Source organism: Actinorugispora endophytica, assembly GCF_004363075.1.
GTDB classification, from domain to species: Bacteria; Actinomycetota; Actinomycetes; order Streptosporangiales; family Streptosporangiaceae; genus Actinorugispora; species Actinorugispora endophytica.
The window spans coordinates 302,980-323,178 of sequence record NZ_SNYN01000001.1 but is presented as its reverse complement, the minus strand read 5'-3'; the positions used below and the strand labels follow the sequence as shown (position 1 = coordinate 323,178).

Here is a 20,199-nt window from a genome sequence, read left to right as displayed (position 1 = left end):
GCTGCCTCCCGGTGATCTTGACCTTTTCGGGGTCTCAACCGTCTCTGAGACCCCGAAAAGGTCAAGATCACCGGAGAGTGCCAGGAAGCGGACACCTTCCCGCAGTCCGGGGCCGCACCCGCCGTCGCCGCCCGCCGTGACCTCGCGATCCGCACGGCATGAGGCCGAGAAACCCTCCCAACGCCGGTGCGCGGAACACCCCCGCGCCGGAGAATCCCTGGAGCGGGGTCGTCCCGCTCGGCGGGATTACGGGAAATGGTCCGGTTCGGCCGCCATGTGGGAAAAGCAATGGGCCGCGCCGGAAATCCAATTCATTTCGGATAATGGCGTCCGAAGCGCCGGGGAGCCCCCGGCGCTTTTCCGTGGAGACGGTCGTGGCGGTTCCGCACCGGTGCTACGGTTACTCACAGTCCAAGAGCGATAGCTCTTCGTGACTAAGGGATGTGATCAGCTCAACCTCGGCCACGTCGTCGTCAGCGAGGGGTTATTCATGGTGTCCACGGACCGTAAGCGGCGGGGCGTCCCCGTCCGTGCGGTCCGGCGCTCCGCGAACCCCCTCTTGGCGCGCCTCCTCACCCTGGGCGGTCTGACCGTCGCGGGGTGGCTGCTCGCCGGAGTCGGCACCGCGTTCGCCGACGACGCCTTCCCCACGGAGCCGCGTGCCGAAACGTCGGCCGTGGCCGAGGAGCTCGAGCGGATCGCCGAGGACACCGCCGACCTCTCGCGGGTCGGCGGTGTGCTGGACGAGTCGCCCCGCGACGCCGGAGACCTCGTCTCCGAGACGGTGGAGACCGGGGGGAGGATCGGCGCCTACACCGAGTCCTCCCTGGTCGGAGAAGAGAAACCCCTCGCGGAGGGCGTTCCCGGAGGACTCGCGCGCCCCGCCGGGGAGATCGCGGACGGACTGCGCGGGACCGTCTGGAACACTCCCGGCCTCCGCCGGACCCCCGATCCGGACGCCGCCGCCCCTCTCGGCCCCCCGCCCGCGCCGACCGCGACGGAGCGTTCCTCCGCCGGCGAGGACGGCGGGGACGCGGTGGCCCGCGCGGGCCACGAGGTCCCGAGCCGCCGTTCCGCACACCTTCCGGGCGTCCCCGACGGCCTGTTCCTCCGGAGCGCGGGCGCGCCCGCGAACGCCGACCGCTCGCCGGCGGGGGACGCCGCGCACGCGGGCGACCCGTCCGAGGCCCCGGCCGCGCCTTCCGGCAAGCCGTGGCGGCCCGGGGCCGACTCCGCCGGGACCGTCTCCCCGTCGTCGGCCCCGAGCCCGACCGCGGGCTACCTGGCGCACCGCGTCGAGACGCCGCGGCTCGTCGCCGGGGGCGCCGCGCTGTCCGGCGGCCCGGCCCCGGCCGCGCGCGACGCCGCGGACGACCCCTCCTTCTCGCCTGACTAGCCAAGCCTCCGGGCCGTCCGGAACACCCGCGTCCGGGCCCGGGTGAGCGCCGCGCCGTCCAGGGCGCGAACCGCACCGGCCTGCCGCGGAGACCCGTTTCCGGTCGGACCGTCCACCGGCGACCTCGTTTCCGAATTCCCGGTCGCCGACCTGTCCCGCAATTCTCTTCTCGACACCAGAAGGAAAAAACACCATGCACGGAAAGATGCGAAAGACGGCTTTCGCGGCCCTCCTCGCGGCCGGGTTCTTCACGGTCGCCCCGATCACCCACGCGGACGCCGCCGCCTCCGCGCTCGGAGTGGACCAGATCCTCGAGGACATGAACTCCTCGGCCGCCATCTGCGGTGACGCGATCGTCCTGGGCTCGTTCGGATCCCTCTGCGAGGGCGGCGGGGCGACCGCCGCGGACAGGAGCGGCGACCGCGACGCCACCGGCTCCGGGGACGTCCACGCCCTCGGCGGAAACCAGGCGGCCACCGGCGCCGACGCGCCGGTCAACGTCTGCGGCAACGCGGTCGGAGGGGTGCTGGGAAGCGTCGGGACCGCCTGCTCCGACATCAACGTGAGCGGCACGGACGATGACGACGACGAGCCGTCCGGCGAGTGCGACGGCCGCGACCGGGGCTGCGGAGGCGAGGACCGGCCGGAGGAGCCCCCGAACCAGGGCGGGGAGAAGCCCGGGGGAGGGGACGACAAGGAGGGCAGCGAGGACCCCGGGGACAGGAGCGACCTCCCCCGGCCTCCCGCGGACGCCCCGGCAGACCCTGAGGAGCGGACCGGGACCGAGTCGTCGGGGATCACCACGCCCGTCCTCCCGTTGACCGGCGCCGAGACGACGACCCTGGTCAGCGGGGGGATCGTGGCGATCGTGCTGGGCATGGTCGCCCTCTACATCGGCTACAGCCACCGCGGGCGCAAGGACGGCCCGACCCTCTAGTCGGCGGCCGGGAGCACAGGGGGGCGGGCCCCGGCGGAATTTTTCCGCGGGGCTCGCCCTTGTTCCTGTCCGGCGGGGCCGCCCGGTGGCCGGGACCGGCCGCGGGTCGTCCGCGCCGTCCGCTCCACCGGCACGGTCCGCGCCGTCGGTGTGGGCTAACTCACATGGTCCTCATCTGGCGGATGATCCTGCGCCGCAGGGTGACGTGGCGGCTGCCGTCCAGGTACACCCGGACCCGGGCGAGCTCCCACCGGCCGTACTCGGCGTGCTCGGTGAGAGCCTGTCGGGCGACGTTCCTGGAAGTGCCGCGAGGGAAACGGAGTTCTTGGTACTCGTAGTCAAGCATTGCGTTTATTCTGCGACTGCCGACGGGTGTTGTGCCACACCGTTCGCACACGCTGGTGAATCACTTTGCTCATACGGGGAAGTTCCGAGCCTCACGGTCCGTCGCGCGGACGGGACGGGGGAGGCGAAGCCCGGCGACGTCGGTTACCGTCAGTGGCTGGGCAACCGACAGTTCGCGCCTCGCGTGGCGAGCGCGTAGACGACGCAAGGCTAGACGTAGGGGAAGACGTGCCACCCAAGAAGGGCAGCTCCGGTAGCAACGGCTCGAAGGACACCGCAGGCGGCGGGGGGAACCGGCTTGTCATCGTCGAGTCACCGGCCAAGGCCAAGACGATCGCGGGCTACCTCGGCCGCGGCTACGTCGTGGAGTCCAGCATCGGCCACATCCGCGACCTGCCCACCAAGGCGGCGGAGATCCCGGCCCGGTACAAGGAAGAGTCGTGGGCGCGTCTGGGCGTGAACGTCGACCACGACTTCGAGCCGCTCTACGTCGTCAACACCGACAAGAAGTCGCACGTCAAAAAGCTCAAGGACCTGATGGCCGAGGCCGACGAGCTCTACCTCGCCACGGACGAGGACCGCGAGGGCGAGGCGATCGCGTGGCACCTGCGCGAGGAGCTCAAGCCCAAGATCCCGGTCAAGCGCATGGTGTTCAACGAGATCACCAAGGACGCCATCCGGCGAGCCGCCGAGAACACCCGCGACCTCAACCTGCGTCTGGTCGACGCGCAGGAGACCCGCCGGATCCTCGACCGGCTGTACGGCTACGAGGTCTCCCCGGTGCTGTGGAAGAAGGTCATGCCGAAGCTCTCGGCGGGCCGCGTGCAGTCCGTCGCGACCCGGCTGGTGGTCGAGCGCGAGCGTGAGCGCATCGCGTTCACCTCCGCCGAGTACTGGGGCCTCAAAGCCGTCTTCGACACCGTCGCCGGCGGCTCCGACGACACCCCGGCGGGCTTCCCGGCGAACCTGGTCACCGTGGACGGCGCCCGCGTCGCCCAGGGCCGCGACTTCACCTCCGAAGGGGTGCTGCGCTCGCCCGAGGGCGTCCTGCACCTGGACGAGGAGGCCGCCCGCGGCCTCGCGGCCCGCCTGGCCGGAGCCGAGTTCGCGGTGCGCTCGGTGGAGCGCAAGCCCTACCGCCGCTCGCCGTACGCGCCGTTCCGCACCACCACCCTCCAGCAGGAGGCGTCGCGCAAGCTCGGCCTGTCCGCCAAGCAGACCATGCAGGTGGCGCAGAAGCTGTACGAGAACGGCCACATCACCTACATGCGCACCGACAGCACCACGCTGTCCGAGAGCGCCGTGGCCGCGGCCCGCGACCAGGTCACCCGCCTGTACGGCGGCGACTACCTGCCCCCCGCGCCGCGGGTCTACGCCAGCAAGGTGAAGAACGCCCAGGAGGCGCACGAGGCGATCCGCCCGGCCGGGGAGTCCTTCCGGACGCCCGCCGAGACCGGCCTGCGCGCCACCGAGCTCCGCCTCTACGACCTCATCTGGAAGCGCACCGTCGCCTCCCAGATGAAGGACGCCGTCGGCGAGTCGGTGACCGTGCGGATCGCGGGCGCCTCCGCCACGGGCGAGGCCGTGGAGTTCACCGCCACCGGCAAGATCATCACCTTCCACGGCTTCCTCAAGGCCTACGTGGAGGGCTCGGACGACCCGCAGGCCGAACTCGACGACCGCGAGCGGCGGCTGCCCCCGGTGGACGAGGGCGACGCGCTCAAGGCCGAGAGCGTCGAGGCCGAGGGGCACAGCACCCGCCCGCCCGCCCGCTACACCGAGGCGTCGCTGGTCAAGGAGCTGGAGGACCGCGAGATCGGCCGGCCCTCCACCTACGCCTCGATCATCGGCACCATCCTGGACCGGGGGTACGTGTTCAAGAAGGGCTCGGCGCTGGTGCCGTCCTTCCTGGCCTTCGCCGTGGTGCAGCTGCTGGAGCGGCACTTCGGGAACCTGGTCGACTACGACTTCACCGCGCGCATGGAGGACATGCTCGACGACATCGCGCGGGGCGAGGCCGAGCGGGTGCCGTGGCTGCGCCGGTTCTACCACGGCGGCGGCGAGGAGAGCGGACTCAAGGAGCTGGTCGGCGACCAGCTCGGCGAGATCGACCCCAAGGAGATCAGCTCCTTCCCCCTGCCCGGCACCGACATCATGCTGCGGGTCGGCCGCTACGGCCCCTACCTGGACCGCGACGGGCAGCGGGTGAACGTGCCCGAGGACCTCGCCCCCGACGAGCTCACCAAGGACATGGCCGAGGAGCTGTTCGCGCAGCCCAGCGGGGACCGCGAGCTCGGCACGGACCCGGCGACCGGCCGCGCGGTCGTGGCCAAGAACGGCCGGTTCGGCCCCTACGTCACCGAGGTCATCGAGGAGCCCGAGGCGCCGGCCCCGGCCGAGGCCGACCCCAAGCCGAAGGCCCGGACGAGGAAGGCGGCCGCGCCCAAGCCGCGCACCGCCTCGCTGCTCAAGTCCATGTCGCTGGACACGGTCACGCTGGAGGACGCCCTCAAGCTGCTGTCGCTGCCGCGCGTGGTCGGCGAGATCGACGGCGCCGAGGTCACCGCGCAGAACGGCCGGTTCGGCCCGTACCTGAAGAAGGGCACCGACAGCCGCTCGCTGGAGACCGAGGAGCAGATGTTCACGGTCACCGTCGAGGAGGCCAGGGAGATCTTCGCCAAGCCCAAGCAGCGAGGCCGCCGCGCGGCCGCGCCGCCGCTGCGCGAACTGGGCGACGACCCCGAGACCGGCAAGCCGATGGTGATCAAGGAGGGGCGTTTCGGTCCCTACGTCACCGACGGCGAGAGCAACGCCTCCCTGCGCAAGGGCGACGAGGTGGAGTCGATCACGGTGGAGCGCGCGGCCGAACTGCTGGCCGAGCGCCGCGCGAAGGCCCCGGTGAAGAAGAAGCCCGCGGCCACCCGCAAAGCCCCGGCCAAGAAGCCCGCGGCCAAGCGGAGCACGACGAAGAAGCCCTAGGGATCCTCGGGCGCGGGGGCCGTCCGCCGCGTGAGGGCTTCGTTGATGATCGTGACGTCAGCGTTCCATGGTGTCCGTTTCGAGGGACGCTGGCGTCACGATCATCGGTAGTCCCTCCTCCGGACGCCGAACAGCCCGCGCACCACCGGGCCGGGAACCCGGGTCCGCGGCGGAGTGGGGCGAATCACGTTTCGGGGTGTGCCGGTGAACACCCAGTGGAGTGGCAACAGGCGCGCGCATTCGTTGTTAAAGGGCCGTCCGTAAGCGTTGCGCGACCCGCAACCGTCGATACGCTGTTCGCCATGAGCAGACCCGCACCCCTCGGAGCGCCTGGCGAGGCGCGCAACGTTCTCGCGATCAAGCCGTTCCGGCGGCTGTGGATCTCGCTGTCGCTGTCCAGCCTCGGCGACTGGCTCAGCCTGCTCGCCCTCGTGTCGCTGGCCACGATCCTCACCGAGGACAACGGGCCGCTCGTGCAGTACTTCGCGGTGAGCGGCGTGGTGGTCCTCAAGGTGCTGCCGTCGGTGCTGCTCAGCCCGATCGCCGGAGCGCTGGCCGACCGCGTCGACCGCCGCCTCACCATGGTCGTGGGCGACATCATCCGCGGCCTGCTGTACATCTCGATCCCGATCGTGGGACGCCTGGACTGGCTGCTCATCGCCAACTTCCTGGCCGAGTGCGTGGCGCTGTTCTGGGGCTCCGCCAAGAACGCCACCGTCCCCGACCTGGTCCCCAAGCGCAGGCTGGAGCAGGCCAACCAGCTCGGCCTGCTCACCACGTACGGCTCGGCGCCGGTGGCCGCGGGGCTGTTCGCGCTCCTGGCCTCCTTCAGCTCGGTCCTGGGCGCGCTGTTCCCCGCGCTCCAGGCGCCGGAGGCGGACCTCGCCCTCTACATCAACGGCGCCGCCTTCCTGGTCGCGGCCGCCGTCGTCTGGACCCTGCCGATCCCCCGGAGCCGGTCCGTCGAGGGCACCCCCCGGCCGTCCGTGCTGCGCGCGGTCTGGGACGGCTGGCGCTTCGCGGGGACGACCCCGCTGGTGCGCGGCCTGCTGCTGGGGATGCTCGGCGCGTTCGCCGCGGGCGGCGCGGTCATCGGCGTCGCGCGGATCTTCGTGGGCGACCTGGGAGCGGGCAACGCCGGGTTCGGCGTGATGTTCGGCGCGGTCTTCACCGGTATGGCGATCGGCATGTTCGCCGGACCCAGGGTCCTGCGCGACTTCAACCGCCGCCGCCTGTTCGGACTGGCCCTGGGCGTGTCGGGCTTCGCACTCCTGCTGGTCGGGCTGATCCCCGACATGGTGATGGCCGCGGTGCTCACCACCTTCCTGGGCGTCGGCGCGGGAGTCGCCTGGGCGATCGGCCTGACCATGCTGGGCCACGAGGTCGAGGACGAGATCCGCGGCCGCACCTTCGCCTTCCTGCACGCCACCGCCCGCATCGTGCTGATGGGCTCGGTCGCCGCGGCGCCGCTGGTGGCGGCCCTGATCGGCTCGTACGGCTTCGAGGTGGGCGAGCTCAGCTACGACTTCCACGGCACGGCGGGCGTGCTGCTGATCGCCGCGGTGCTGCTCGTCATCGTCTCCTTCGTGGCCTACCGGCAGATGAACGACGAGCACGAGGTGTCGCTGCTGGCCGAGCTGGTGGCCTCGCTGCGGGGCGTGCCGGCCAAGCCGGCTCCCGAGTCGGCCGGGGCCGGCGGGATGTTCCTGGTCCTGGAGGGCGGCGAGGGCGCGGGCAAGTCCACCCAGACCCGCCAGCTCGCGATCTGGCTGCGCGAGGAGGGCTTCGACGTGCTGACCACCCGGGAGCCCGGCGCCACCAAGATCGGCATGCGGCTGCGCGCGATGCTCCTGGACAAGGAGAACACCGGCATGTCGGCGCGGGCCGAGGCGCTGCTGTACGCGGCGGACCGCGCCGAGCACGTCGACTCGGTGATCCGGCCCGCGCTGGAGCGGGGGGCGATCGTCATCAGCGACCGCTACGTCGACTCCACGCTGGCCTACCAGGGCGCCGGCCGGGAACTGGTGCAGGAGGAGATCGCCGAGCTCAACGGCTGGGCCACCGGCGGGCTGGTGCCGGACCTGACCATCCTGCTGGACCTGCCGGTGGGCCAGGGGATGGAGCGCCACGGCGGCCGCCCCGCCGACCGCCTGGAGGCCGAGTCCGACGAGTTCCACGAGCGCGTCCGCAAGGGGTTCCTGGAGCTGGCCGACCGCGACCCCGACCGTTATCTGGTCCTGGACGCCCAGGACCCGCAGGAGGCCGTCACCAAGGCCATCCAGCGCCGCCTGCGTCCGCTCCTGCCCGACCCGGTCCCCGACGACGCCGAGGAGATCACCGGAATGCTCCCGGTGATCCGGGACTGACCGACCGACCGGAGTCCGGTGAGGGGCGGCGCCGTGCCACGGCGCCGCCCCTCGTCGTCCGGGACCCCGCTGGTCCGGGCCGCGTCCGCGCGGGCGGGGCGGCCGCAACCGCGCGGACCGCGCCCCGATGTCGCCGGGGGCTCCTATGCTGGTCGTGATGAGCGTCTTCGACGACCTGGTGGGCCAGGACACGGTGATCGAGCAGCTGCGCTCGGCCGCGCGGGCGGCCGACGGGCTGCTCGCGGGCAGCGGCGGCGCGGGGATGACGCACGCCTGGCTGTTCACCGGGCCGCCGGGGTCGGGGCGGTCGGAGGCGGCGCGGGCGTTCGCCGCCGCGCTGCAGTGCCCCGACGGCGGCTGCGGGCACTGCTCCTCCTGCCACCAGGTGTTCTCCGGCACCCACCCCGACCTGCTGTACGTGCGGCCCAGCGGGCTGAGCTTCGGTGTGGACAAGACGCGCGACCTCGTCCTGCGCTCGGCCTCCAGGCCCACCGGGGGCCGGTTCCGGGTGGTGCTCTTCGAGGACGCCGACCGCGCCACCGAGGCCGCCTCCAACGCGCTGCTCAAGGCCGTCGAGGAGCCGTCCCCGCGCACGATCTGGCTGCTGTGCACGCCCACCGCCGAGGACCTGCTCGTCACCATCCGCTCCCGGTGCCGCCTGGTGACCCTGCGCACCCCCACCACGCGGGCCGTGGTGGACGCCCTGGTGGGCCGGGACGGCGTCGCCCCGGACCTGGCCGCCGAGGCCGCACGCGCCTCGGCCGGGCACTTCGAGCGCGCGCGGGCGCTGGCGGGTGACCCCGCGGCCCGCAGGCGGCGCGAGGAGGTGCTGGCCATCCCGGCCCGCCTGGACGGCCTGGGGGCCTGCGTCACCGCGGCCGCCCGCCTGTACGAGCTCGCCGAGGCCGAGGCCAAGGAGACCACCGGCGCGCTGGACGAGCAGGAGAAGGCCGACATGAGGGCGGCCTTCGGCGAGGGGTCCACCGGGAAGGGAGTGGCCAAGGCGGTGCGCGGGGCGGCGGGCGCCCTCAAGGACCTCGACGACCAGCAGAAGCGCCGCGCCACCAGGATCAAGCGCGACACCTACGACCTCGCCCTGATGGACCTGGTCGCCTTCTACCGCGACGTGCTGGCGATCCAGCTCGGCGCCCGGGTGGAGCTGCCCACCGCCGACCGCGACGCCGACCTGCGCGGGGTCGCCCGGTCGTCCACGCCGGAGGCCACCCTGCGCCGCATCGACGCCATCATGGAGTGCCGCCGCCGCATCGGCGCCAACGTGCACCCGCAGATCGCCATGGAGGCGATGACGGCGGCGCTGTACACGGGCTGATCCTCGCGGTGATCTTGACCTTTCCGGGGTCTCAGAAGCGGTTGAGACCCCGGAAAAGTCAAGATCACCGCGAGAGGGCCATCGCCTAGGCTTCTCCCATGCCCATGATGATGGCGGTGAGCTTCGAACGGTACGGGCGGCTCCACTACCTCGACCCGGGGGCGACCAGCCCGCGGGTCGGGGACAAGGTGCTCGTGCCGACCGACGAGGGGCCCGAGGTCGCCGAGTGCGTCTGGGCGCCGCAGTGGGTGAGCGAGGAGGTCGACGGGCTGCCGGTGTGCGAGGGGATCGCCACCGAGGACGACCTCGCCAGGGACGAGTACGTCCGGCGGCGGCGGGCCGAGGTGCGGCCGGTGGCCAAGCGGCTGATCCGTGCCCGGGGACTGCGGATGAAGATCGTGGGCGTCGACTACGTCGCCGCGCGCAACGCCTTCACCGTCTACTTCTCCGCGCCGTCCCGGGTGGACTTCCGGGCCCTCGTGCGCGAACTCTCCAGGACCCTGGAGGCGCGGGTGAGGCTGCGCCAGGTCGCCGCGCGCGACGAGGCCCGCCTGCAGGGCGGGATCGGCCCGTGCGGGCGGGACCTGTGCTGCGCGACCTTCCTCAAGGACTTCGAGCCCGTGACGATGCGCATGGCCAAGGACCAGGGCCTTCCCGCGAACCCGATGCGGATCTCGGGCGCGTGCGGCAAGCTCATGTGCTGCCTCAAGTACGAGCACCCGCTGTACCAGGAGTTCAAGGCGGACGTCCCCGCGGGCGGCAGGGTGCGGACCCCGGACGGGGACGGGGTCGTCGTCGGGCACAATGTTCCCGCCGAGAAGGTGGTCGTCCGCCTCAGCGCGAGCGGGCGGCGCTGCGCGTGCGACCGCTCGGACGTGTGCGGTCCGCGGCAGGCATACGAGGGCTCCCATGGGGGCGACGACGGCACCGAGAGCGGGAGCGCGTGAAGACAACTGGCTGGATCACCGGAGCGCTGGCCGTCGTGCTGGTCGCGGCGGGATGCTCGGGAGAGGGGGCCGGTGGGCCGGGCGCCTCGGCCGACCCGCTGTCCGCGTTCCACACCCAGGAGATCGACTGGGAGGACTGCGGAGGCGGCTTCGAGTGCGGCGCCTACGAGGTGCCGATGGACTACGAGGACCCCGACGGGCGGCGGCTGGAGATCGCGGTGAAGCGGCTGCCCGCCTCGGGGGCGGACCGGATCGGTTCGCTGCTGGTCAACCCCGGCGGGCCCGGCGGTTCGGGCGTCGAATACGTCGGAGCGGCCCATGGCGTCATCTCCGAGCAGGTCCGCGAGCGGTTCGACGTCGTCGGCTTCGACCCGCGCGGAGTCGGCCGGAGCAACCCGCTGTACTGCCTCGAAACGGAGGAGCTGGACGACTTCCTCGGCCTGGAGATGGACAGCGAGGACGGTGACGGAGACCCCACCGAGGTCACGGACGAAGGGCTGGCGGAGCTGGAGGAGGCCAACCGCGGGTTCGTCCAGGCCTGCCAGGACCGGTCCGGCGACCTCCTGGCGCACGTGGGCACCGCCGACGTGGCGCGGGACATGGACGTGCTGCGGGCCGTGCTCGGCGACGACAAGCTCACCTACCTCGGCAAGTCGTACGGCACCTCCATCGGCACCTACTACGCGGAGCTGTTCCCGCGGAACGTGCGCGCGCTGGTGCTGGACGGCGCCGTCGACCCCGAGGGCGACCAGCTGGAGATCAGCGTCGAGCAGGCGGGCGGCTTCACCACGGCGCTGAACGCCTTCGTCGGGGACTGCCTCGCCCTGCCCGACTGCCCGCTGTCCGACGGCCCCGACACCACCGTCGAGGAGGGCGTCGACCGGATCGGCGAACTGCTGGAACAGGCCGCCCGCGAACCGCTGGAGAACCGGGCCGACGACCGCGAGGTCAACCGGCCCCGCACGGAGATGGGCGTACTCGCGGCGCTGTACAGCGAGTCGTTCTGGCCGGACGTGCGCGCGGGCCTGGCCGACGCGATCGACAGCGGAGACGGCACCGCGCTGCTGCAGCTCGGCGACATGCTGTACGCCCGCAAGAACCGCGACGAGTACGAGAACTCCACCGCCGTGCTGGTGGCGGTGAACTGCGCGGACCGCGAGAGCCCGCGTGACATCGCCGTGTACGAGGAGGCCGCGCGCACCGCCGCCGAGACCTCGCCGCTGTTCGGTCCGACGTTGGCCTGGGGCGCGCTGACGTGTGCGTACTGGCCGGAGGAGGCGGTGGCCGAGCCGATCGAGCTGGACGGCGACGGGGCGCCGCCGATCCTGGTCGTGGGCACCACCCGGGACTCGGCCACGCCGTACCAGTGGTCGGAGGACCTGGCCGCGGCCCTGGACACGGGCGTGCTGCTCACCTGGGAGGGGGACGGCCACACCGCCTACCGGTCGGGGGACGACTGCGTCGACCAGGCCGTCGACACCTACCTCCTGGAGACCACGGCGCCCGCGGAGGGGACGGTCTGCGACCTCCCGTAGGGGCCTCGCTCCCGGGCCTCCGCCGGTGGCCGTGCGCCGGGCCCGGGCCTCGCACACGGCCACCGGCGGAGCGGAGACCCGCAACCGGTCGGCGACGGAGCGCCTGCCCGGACCAAAACTTCGCCAAGTCCGGGCCGCGCCGGGTCGCACCCCTCCGTTGAGGGAACGTCCGTTCCCGGGGACTGAAGTGCGGGGGGAGACATGAAGCGGACGGAATCCCCTCCGGCCCCGCTTTCCCACGGGCCGGAGGACGGCGGCGCAGCCTCGGGGCGTACGGCCGCGACGGCGGTACAGACATCGGCGGGACCCCGGGTCCCGGAGCAGACGGACTTCCTGGACGCGTATCCGGGGTACGTCGACACGGCCGGGCTGGACGAGCTGCGGGCGGCCGAATACCGCTACCTGGACGAGAACGGCCACCTCTACCTGGACTACACCGGGGGCGGCCTGCCCGCCGAGGCGCAGATCCGGGCGCACGCGCAGCGGGTGGCGCGCGGATGCTTCGGGAACCCGCACTCGACCAGCCCGGCGTCGACGGCCTCGACCGAGCTCGTGGAGCGGGCGCGGGCCGCGGTGCTGCGCTACTTCAACGCCCAGCCGGAGGAGTACGCGGCCGTCTTCACCGCCAACGCGACGGGGGCGTGCCGGCTGGTCGGGGAGGCGTACCCGTTCCAGCCGGGGCGGCGGTTCGTGCAGCTGGTGGACAACCACAACTCGGTGAACGGCATCCGCGAGTTCGCGCGCTCGCGGGGGGCGCAGATCGACACGGTCGGCCTCACCGGCCCCGAGCTCCGCGGGGACGAGGAAGGGGTGCGCGCCGCGCTGAGCCGCCCGGTGCCGCCGACGCTGCGCCCCGCCGGGCGGTCGGGGCTCCTCGCCTATCCGGCGCAGAGCAACTTCACCGGGGTCCAGCACCCCCTGGGGTGGATCGAGACCGCCCATGACCACGGCTTCGACGTGCTCCTGGACGCGGCCGCCTACGCGCCCGCCAACCGGATCGACCTGGGCGAGACCAAACCCGACTTCATGCCGGTGAGCTGGTACAAGATCTTCGGTTACCCGACGGGCCTGGGCTGCCTGGTGGTGCGCAGGGAGGCACTGGCCAGGCTGGAGCGCCCGTGGTTCTCGGGCGGCACGATCCGGTCCGCCAGCGTGGCCGGGGACTGGCACCACCCGGCCGAAGGGGAGTCCGCCTTCGAGGACGGCACCCTCAACTACCTCTCGATCCCGGACGTGGAGGTGGGACTGCGCTGGCTGTCCGGAATCGGGGTGGAGACCGTGCGCGCCCGTGTCCGATGCCTCACCGGGTGGCTGCTGGACCGCCTGACCGCGGCCCGGCACGCCACCGGGGAGCCGCTGGCGCGCGTCTACGGGCCGGTCACCACCGAGGCGCGCGGGGGCACGGTCGCCTTCAACTTCCTCGACCCGGCGGGGACGGTCGTCGACGAGCGCGTCGTCGCCCGTGACGCGGCCGCCCGGCGCATCTCCCTGCGGACCGGCTGCTTCTGCAACCCGGGGGCGGGCGAGGCGGCCTTCGAGCTGGACCGGGACGTTCTGGCCTCCCGGGCCCTGCGCACCGCCGCCACCCTCGACGACGTCATGAGCGCGCTGGGCATGCCGTCGGGAGGCGCGATCCGCGTCTCGACGGGGCTGGTCAGCAACATCGCCGACGTGTCCCGCTTCCTCGACTTCGCCCTCGCCACCTACCTCGACCGCTTCCCCGACACGCGGGACCTGCCGTCCCGCCTGGCCTGCTGACACCGGACCCGCCCGGCCCGCCGACACCGGACCGGTATCCGTTCCGGCCACACCGCCGCACACGCTAGACTGATTGCGCCTCGCCACGAGGCCACGCCGCCTTAGCTCAGTCGGCCAGAGCGACGCACTCGTAATGCGTAGGTCAAGGGTTCGATTCCCTTAGGCGGCTCCCAGGTGAAAGGCCCTTCCCGGCTTCGGGAGGGGCCTTTCACGTTGACGCCCCGCCGACGCGGGCGCGGACGCCGGCGGCCGACACCGGGAGTGAAGACCATGGCAGCACCCCACCTGCGCTCCGACCCCGCCTTCCTCGCGTTCTGGGAGGAGCGCCACATCGGCTTCCTGTCCACGGCGCGGCCGGACGGCACGCCCCACCTCGTCCCCGTCGGGGTCACCTACGACAGCGAGGCCGGCGTCGCCCGCGTCATCACCAGCGGGGGCAGCAGGAAGGCGCGCAACGTCCGCGCCGGCGGGCCGGGGGCCGTCGTCGCGGTGAGCCAGGCCGACGGAGCGCGCTGGGCGACCCTGGAGGGGACCGCGGTCGTCAACGACGACCCGGCGGCCGTCGCCGACGCGGTGGAGCGGTACACCCGCCGCTACCGCCCGCCGAGGCCCAACCCCGAGCGCGTCGTCATCGAGATCACCGTCACGAGGACGATGGGCACGGTCAAGCCCCGCTGACCCCTCTTCCCGGTGATCTTGACCTTTTCGGGGTCTCAACCGCTTCTGAGGCCCCGAAAACGTCAAGATCACCGGGAAGAGGGCCGGGGTCAGGGGCGGGGCAGGGTCCGGGCCAGGGCGGGGAACGCGCCGAGGTAGCCGTCGAGCAGGGTCCGCGCGGTGGTGACCGAGTCCACCAGGGGGTGCGCGGCGAAGGCGCGCAGGGCCGCGGTGCGCGATCCGGTGCGGACGGCCTCCATCACCTCGCGGTCCACGGCCTTGACCGTCTGCACCAGGGCGGCCTGGTGCGGGGCGAGCGGGTCGACCGCCAGGGGGCGGGCGCCCGAGCCGTCGACCAGGCAGGGGACCTCCACCACCGCGTCGGCGTCCAGGCCGGGCAGGGCTCCCCGGTTGCGGACGTTCACGATCAGCCGGGTCGGCTCGTCGCGGGCGACCGCGCGCATCACCGCCAGGGCCACCTGCTCGTAGCCGCCGCCGTCGAGGTCGGCGGCCTCCCGCCGCACGCCCCCGGCGGCGCGGCGGTTGTCGGCCATGTAGGTCTCCTCCCGCTCCAGCCGGGTGCGGTCCCACAGCTCGTACGCCCGCTCCGGGTGCTCCGCGGCCGCGCGGTAGAAGTCGCGCTGCTGCTCGACGATCTGCTCGCCGCGCGTCCGCCCGCCGTCCGCCGTCCCCGCGACCGCCGCGAGGGACTCGCGGGCCAGGTAGTAGTAGTGCAGGTACTCGTTGGGCAGCGCCCCCAGCGCGCGCAGCCACGCCGCGCCGAACAGCCGCCCCTCCTCGAACGAGTCCAGCGCCGCCTCGTCGGCCAGCAGGTCCGGGAGGCGGTCCCGCCCGTCCGCGTGCAGGCCGCGGAGCCAGCCCAGGTGGTTGAGCCCCGCGTAGTCGAAGCGCGCCCGCGCCGGGTCCAGCCCGAGCGCGCGCGCCGCCCGCCGCCCCAGCCCCACGGGGGAGTCGCAGATCCCCACCACGCGGTCGCCCAGCACCCGCGCCATCGCCTCGGTGACCAGGCCCGCCGGGTTGGTGAAGTTGATCGTCCACGCTTCGGGCGCGACCCGTTCGACGGCGCGCGCGATCTCCACGGCCACCGGCAGGGTGCGCAGCCCGTAGCTGATCCCGCCCGCGCCCACCGTCTCCTGCCCGAGCACCCCGGCGGCCAGCGCCACCCGCTCGTCCAGCACCCGGCCCGCCGTCCCGCCCACCCGGATCGCGGAGAAGACCATGTCGCTGCCGCGCAGCGCGGCCTCCAGCCCGCTCTCGACGCGCACGGCCAGCGGCGGTTCCCCGTGTGCGGCGCGGTGCGCGTCGCGTTGGCGCTCCAGCACCGCGCCGATCGCGGCCAGGCGCCGGGGGTCGTCGTCGAACAGCACGACCTCGGTGACGGGCGCGTCCGCGCGCAGGGAGTCCGCCAGGAGGGCCCGGTGCACCAGGGGGACACGGAAGCCGCCCCCGCCGAGGATGGTCAACCGCACGTCCGTTCCCCTTTCGGTCCGCCGACGCCCGCCAGCCTATCCACGCGGGGCCGATGGCGTTTTTCCGCCGGTGCGGTGACGGTGGAGGCGGCTACCCTACGGTTCTAAACCACGAGACGCGCAGGGGGCCGGCATGGCGACGAACGGAGAAGCAGCAGCCCAGGAGCTGGCGTCGGGGTACGGGAAACTCGAATCGACTCCCCTCGTCGGCGAGCCGCGGGACGTGCTGGAGGGGTCGCGCAAACCCGACGGGCCCGCGATCGACCTGGCGTTGAGCGGGACCGTCTTCTTCGACATCGTGCTGACCGGACTGGCCACGCCGCCCGCCAGCGGGACCGAGGTCGGCGCGAAGGGGATGGGGTCCTGTCCGGGCGGTGTGGCCAACATGGCGGTGGCCGCGTCCCGGCTGGGCCTGCACACCGCCGTCGCGGCGGCCTTCGGGGAGGACGTGTACGGCGACTTCTGCTGGGAGACGCTGTCGGCGCAGGAGATGGTCGACCTCTCGGCGTCCAAGCGGATCCCCGACTGGCACTCGCCGTTCACGGTCTCGCTGGCCTACCGGGACGACCGCAGCATGGTCACGCACGAGCACCCCTCGCCGGTCCCGCTGCACGACATGGCCCGCGAACTGCCCCGCGCCCGTGCCGCCTTCGTCAGCCTGAGCGCGGACGGAGACGTGCCGCAGTGGGCGCTGGACCAGGCGGGGGAGGGCACGCGGCTGTTCGCCGACGTCGGCTGGGACGACAGCCAGCGGTGGCCGAGCTCGGTGCTGGACCAGCTGCGGCACTGCCACGCGTTCATGCCCAACGCGATCGAGGCGATGTCCTACACCCGTACGGGCAGCCCGGCGCTGGCGCTGGAGGCGCTGGCCGAGTACGTGCCGGTCGCGGTCGTCACCGACGGTCCGCGCGGCGCGCTCGCGGTGGACCAGACCACGGGGGAGCGCGCCGAGGTCGAGGGCATCGTGCTGGACGCGGTCGACACCACCGGCGCGGGGGACGTGTTCGGGGCCGGGTTCATCGTGGGCACGCTGGCGGGGTGGCCGCTGGAGCGGCGGCTGCGGTTCGCCAACCTGTGCGCCGCGCTGTCGGTGCAGCACACCGGCGGTTCGCTGTCCGCCCCGGGCTGGGCCGACATCGCCGCGTGGTGGGGGCAGCTGCACGCGGCCCGCCACGACGCGAACTGGCTGAGGCTGAGCAGGGAGTACGACTTCCTGTCCGACCTCGTCCCCCTGCCGTGGCGTCCCACCGACCAGCGCCGGGCCAGTGCCACCATCGGGCTGCGGCACTGACGGGGCCCGGCGCCGGGGGCGCCGGAGCGGCCGGGGACGGAGAGCTTATGGAGGTTCCGGCGCGGGGGTGAATTCGGGCACCGGTGGTTTTGTTGACGGTCGTGGGTTTTCCGCCCGTTTCGGGGCCGGGAAGGGCGGAAAGCCCACGACCGTCAACGAACCCCTCACGCGACGGACGTCATGGGCGCGGCCTCGGCCCTCACCCGCCGTCGCCGCCCGCCGTGACCTCGCGATGCGCGTGGCGTGAGGCCGAAAGACCCACCCGAAGCACCGGCACGCCGAACCACCCCCGCGCCGAAGGTTCCCTACAGGGGGACGTTGACGCAGGCCAGGCGGTCTCCGGCCGTTCCGGCGTGGCCGGCTGCGGTCTGGGTGTGCTCCTTGTGGATCACCACCGAGTTGGCCTCGCCCGCGCGGGGCGCCCAGGTGACGGACGTCTGGGCGGAGGCGGCGCCCTCGGCGTCGGTGCGGAAGTCCAGCCAGACCTCGTTCCGGGGGTTGGCGTAGGCGGGGTCGGTGGAGGGCTGCTCGGGGTCGGCCTCGTTCTGGTAGTGCGGCCCCGAGTCGGCCGGGTCCTCGCCGCAGGGCTCGGTGTGCAGGTGGGCGCCGTAGTCGCGGTCCGGTCGCAGGCCCGTCACGGAGAGGGTGAAGCCGGTGGCCGAGCCCGCGGGGGCCACCGACACCTGGATGGTGGACTCCGCGGGGACGGCCTCCTCGTCGTAGGTGACGGCGGTCGCCCCCTCGCTCCAGGCCGCGAAGGACTCCGAGACCTGGAGCGACTGCCCGGACGACTCGGCGGTCCCGGGAAGGGCGGTGGGCCCCGGCTCGGGCGGTCCGTCGGGGTTGGTCGCCGCGTTCTCGCAGCCGGTGAGCAGCAGAGCGGACAGGGCGATCCCGATGACGGTCGGTGTGGTGCGCACGGTGGAGGGCTCCCCGGGTCGGTGGCGGACGAACAGCCGACACGTTACCCAAAGTGTTCGAGCGAATGCACAGGGTTTCCGGTAAGTCGGGGGGCTCAGGCCGGGACCGGGGCGGGGAAGGGGGTGCGGAAGTCGAACGCCTCGGGGGTGGGACCTTTTTCCCGGATCAGGTCGAGGCGTTCGCCGGCCTCCGCCAGAGTGGGTACGTGTCCCGCGGGGATCCACCACAGGACCAGGAAGACGCCGTCCAGCCGGGTGAACCACTCGCGGCGGCGGCGCAGCAGTTCGAGGTGGTCGGTGCGGTAGGTGAAGTCCCACAGGGACTCGGAGGACTCCCACACCGAGAAGTTGATCAGCAGGTCGTCGCCGAAGGGGCGCTCCTCGGTGGCGTCGTTGGCGCCCTCGGAGCGGAACCGCCACACGAAGCCGGGGCTGGCGTCGGCGAGGCTGTTGATCGGGTCGAGCATGGCGACGAAGTCGGACATCCGGGGGGTGTCGAGGGGGGCGTTGAGGACGCCCACGTTCATCTGGGCGAGGTGGTAGCCACTCATGAGGAGGAGTCCATCATGTCCCCGGCTTCTAAGTCAATCAATTTTGTTTTTAGAAATGGCGACGCAGCAGCCGTCCGCCCGCGGGGCCATGCGCGCGGTGAACCCCTCGGCGCCCGAGCCCGCGAGCAGGCCGCTCAGCAGCTCCAGGTTCATCCCGCAGGCCAGCGGGGGGAACGCGCGGGCGAGGGTGTGGAACGGGCAGTTGCGCAGCCGCAGCGTGCCGGGGGAGTCCGCGTCGTCGGCGGGTTCGTACCCGAACCGCGCCAGGTGCTCGCGCAGGGCGTCCTCGTCCGGCACCCCTTCGGGGGCGGGGTCGGCGGCGCCCCGGCGGGCGCCCTCGGCGCGCGCCGCCTCGTACAGGGAGTCCTCGGCCCCCGAGCGCTCGACCGCCTCCGCGAGCAGGTGCGCCGCGGTCTCGTAGTCGCGGGGCGGCAGTTGCACGCCGATCTGCCGGGCGGAGCGCCGGTACACCTTGGCGGGGCGGCCGGACCCGGGGCCCCGGCGCTCCGGGGCCTTGCGGCCGGCCGCCTCCAGGAGGCCGGCCTCGACCAGCTTGTCCAGGTGGAAGGCCACCAGGGTGCGCTGCAGGCCGGTGGCCTCGGCGGCCTCGGCCCTGGTGGTCTCGCCGCCCCGGGCGGCCACGTACTCGTACAGCCGCCTGCGTACGGGATCGGCCAGCGCGCCGATCGCGTCGATCTCCGTTTCGCTCATGCTCTCTATTGTCCCGTCGGGAGCGGTCCGTCACCGGAGGTACCCGGGGCGTCGCGGGACGCTAACGCACCCATAAAAAACCCACGTAAAACCAAAAATAAGTCTCAGTCGCCCTTGTGTGTACTGCATCACCCTTCTAACATCAACCAAAACAACACTGAAACACAGGTGAACCCACATGTACGCGGAAGAGCGCCAACGGCTGATTCTCGAGCGTGCCCGCAGAGAGGGTCGTGTGGACGTCGCGCAGCTCGCCTCGGAGTTCGAGGTGACCTACGAGACGGTGCGACGCGACCTCACGGCTCTCGAACGGCACGGCGTGCTGCGCCGCGTACACGGTGGTGCGATCCCGGTCGAACGGTTGGGGTTCGAACCCGCCCTGACCGTGCGGGACACCGTGATGATCCAGGAGAAGGAGCGTATCGCCAAGGCCGCTCTGGCCGAGCTGCCCGACGAGGGGGCCGTCCTGCTCGACGCGGGCTCCACCACCGGGCGCCTCGCCGAGCAGCTTCCCTCGGACCGCGACCTCACCGTGGTCACCAACTCGCTGTCCATCGCCTTCGCCCTCACCCCCCGGACCAACATCAACCTGATGCTGCTGGGAGGCCGGCTGCGCACCCGCACCCAGGCCACGGTCGACGGGTGGGCGCTGCAGGCACTCGAGGAGATCTACGTGGACGTCGCCTTCCTGGGAGCCAACGGAGTCTCGGTCGAGCGTGGTCTCACCACTCCGGACACCGCGGAGGCCATGGTCAAACGCGCCATGGTCCGCTCGGCCCGCCGCGCGGTCCTGTTGGCCGACCACACGAAGGTCGGGAACGACCACTTCGCCCGGTTCGCCGCGGTCGAGGACCTCGACTGCCTGATCACCGACACCGGGCTCGCGAACGGACTCGCGGACGACATCTCGGCCCTGGGGCCCAGGGTCGTCCTCGTCTGAGCCCGGAGCGGCCGGACCAGCCCCTCCCGGGACCGGCCGCTCCGGG

At 72.7% G+C, this 20,199-nt stretch carries 16 protein-coding genes and 1 tRNA gene; 12 read left to right on the top strand and 5 right to left on the bottom strand.

Features of this window, described 5'->3' with window-relative positions:
* Positions 1-490 precede the first annotated feature (490 nt).
* Positions 491-1,396 (top strand): hypothetical protein, encoded by a 906-nt coding sequence (locus EV190_RS01470; RefSeq protein ID WP_133739577.1) that lies wholly within the window; start codon positions 491-493, stop codon positions 1,394-1,396.
* Positions 1,397-1,601: 205 nt separating this feature from the next.
* Positions 1,602-2,333, top strand: coding sequence for a hypothetical protein (locus tag EV190_RS01465; protein WP_133739576.1), 732 nt, complete (start codon positions 1,602-1,604; stop codon positions 2,331-2,333).
* A gap of 160 nt (positions 2,334-2,493) precedes the next feature.
* Here the strand turns inward: EV190_RS01465 and EV190_RS01460 are convergent, their stop codons facing one another.
* Positions 2,494-2,679, bottom strand: coding sequence for a DUF5703 family protein (locus EV190_RS01460; RefSeq protein ID WP_133739575.1), 186 nt, complete (start codon positions 2,677-2,679; stop codon positions 2,494-2,496).
* Between the two features lie 227 nt (positions 2,680-2,906).
* Here EV190_RS01460 and topA point away from each other — a divergent pair, with 227 nt between their 5' ends.
* From topA to EV190_RS01420, 8 genes are all read left to right on the top strand, one after another.
* On the top strand, positions 2,907-5,657 hold the full coding sequence (topA, locus tag EV190_RS01455; RefSeq protein WP_133739574.1) for a type I DNA topoisomerase: 2,751 nt from the start codon (positions 2,907-2,909) through the stop codon (positions 5,655-5,657).
* A gap of 302 nt (positions 5,658-5,959) precedes the next feature.
* Complete coding sequence (gene tmk, locus EV190_RS01450) at positions 5,960-8,023, top strand: dTMP kinase (protein ID WP_133739573.1); 2,064 nt, start codon at positions 5,960-5,962, stop codon at positions 8,021-8,023.
* Between the two features lie 157 nt (positions 8,024-8,180).
* Positions 8,181-9,353 carry a DNA polymerase III subunit delta' gene (locus EV190_RS01445; protein ID WP_133739572.1) on the top strand — a complete coding sequence of 391 codons (1,173 nt, stop codon included), beginning with the start codon at positions 8,181-8,183 and terminating at the stop codon, positions 9,351-9,353.
* A gap of 98 nt (positions 9,354-9,451) precedes the next feature.
* On the top strand, positions 9,452-10,300 hold the full coding sequence (locus tag EV190_RS01440; protein WP_208112983.1) for a PSP1 domain-containing protein: 849 nt from the start codon (positions 9,452-9,454) through the stop codon (positions 10,298-10,300).
* Complete coding sequence (locus tag EV190_RS01435; protein WP_133739571.1) at positions 10,297-11,835, top strand: alpha/beta hydrolase; 1,539 nt, start codon at positions 10,297-10,299, stop codon at positions 11,833-11,835. The genes EV190_RS01440 and EV190_RS01435 overlap by 4 nt, the downstream gene beginning before the upstream one ends.
* A 201-nt stretch (positions 11,836-12,036) precedes the next feature.
* The gene (locus EV190_RS01430) at positions 12,037-13,593 is read left to right on the top strand and encodes an aminotransferase class V-fold PLP-dependent enzyme (protein WP_133739570.1); all 1,557 of its coding nucleotides are present in this window, start codon (positions 12,037-12,039) and stop codon (positions 13,591-13,593) included.
* Between the two features lie 95 nt (positions 13,594-13,688).
* Positions 13,689-13,762: transfer RNA gene (locus EV190_RS01425), tRNA-Thr, on the top strand.
* 101 nt (positions 13,763-13,863) lie between these two features.
* Complete coding sequence (locus tag EV190_RS01420) at positions 13,864-14,271, top strand: pyridoxamine 5'-phosphate oxidase family protein (RefSeq protein ID WP_133739569.1); 408 nt, start codon at positions 13,864-13,866, stop codon at positions 14,269-14,271.
* Positions 14,272-14,360: 89 nt separating this feature from the next.
* On the opposite strand, the gene EV190_RS01415 is transcribed toward EV190_RS01420, so the two are convergent.
* Positions 14,361-15,740, bottom strand: a complete 1,380-nt coding sequence (locus EV190_RS01415) for a 6-phospho-beta-glucosidase (protein WP_133739568.1) — start codon at positions 15,738-15,740, stop codon at positions 14,361-14,363.
* Between the two features lie 133 nt (positions 15,741-15,873).
* Between EV190_RS01415 and EV190_RS01410 the strand changes: the two genes are divergently transcribed.
* A complete protein-coding gene (locus tag EV190_RS01410) occupies positions 15,874-17,031 on the top strand; it encodes a carbohydrate kinase family protein (protein WP_133739567.1) in 1,158 nt (385 codons plus the stop codon).
* A gap of 305 nt (positions 17,032-17,336) precedes the next feature.
* Here the strand turns inward: EV190_RS01410 and EV190_RS01405 are convergent, their stop codons facing one another.
* The 3 genes from EV190_RS01405 to EV190_RS01395 form a co-directional block, all read right to left on the bottom strand.
* Complete coding sequence (locus EV190_RS01405; protein WP_133739566.1) at positions 17,337-17,951, bottom strand: superoxide dismutase family protein; 615 nt, start codon at positions 17,949-17,951, stop codon at positions 17,337-17,339.
* Between the two features lie 95 nt (positions 17,952-18,046).
* Positions 18,047-18,502: a DUF3291 domain-containing protein gene (locus tag EV190_RS01400; protein WP_133739565.1), complete on the bottom strand. Its 456-nt coding sequence runs from the start codon at positions 18,500-18,502 to the stop codon at positions 18,047-18,049.
* A gap of 33 nt (positions 18,503-18,535) precedes the next feature.
* A complete protein-coding gene (locus EV190_RS01395; RefSeq protein WP_133739564.1) occupies positions 18,536-19,213 on the bottom strand; it encodes a helix-turn-helix transcriptional regulator in 678 nt (225 codons plus the stop codon).
* A gap of 178 nt (positions 19,214-19,391) precedes the next feature.
* Here EV190_RS01395 and EV190_RS01390 point away from each other — a divergent pair, with 178 nt between their 5' ends.
* Positions 19,392-20,153: a DeoR/GlpR family DNA-binding transcription regulator gene (locus tag EV190_RS01390; RefSeq protein ID WP_133739563.1), complete on the top strand. Its 762-nt coding sequence runs from the start codon at positions 19,392-19,394 to the stop codon at positions 20,151-20,153.
* Positions 20,154-20,199: the final 46 nt, after the last annotated feature.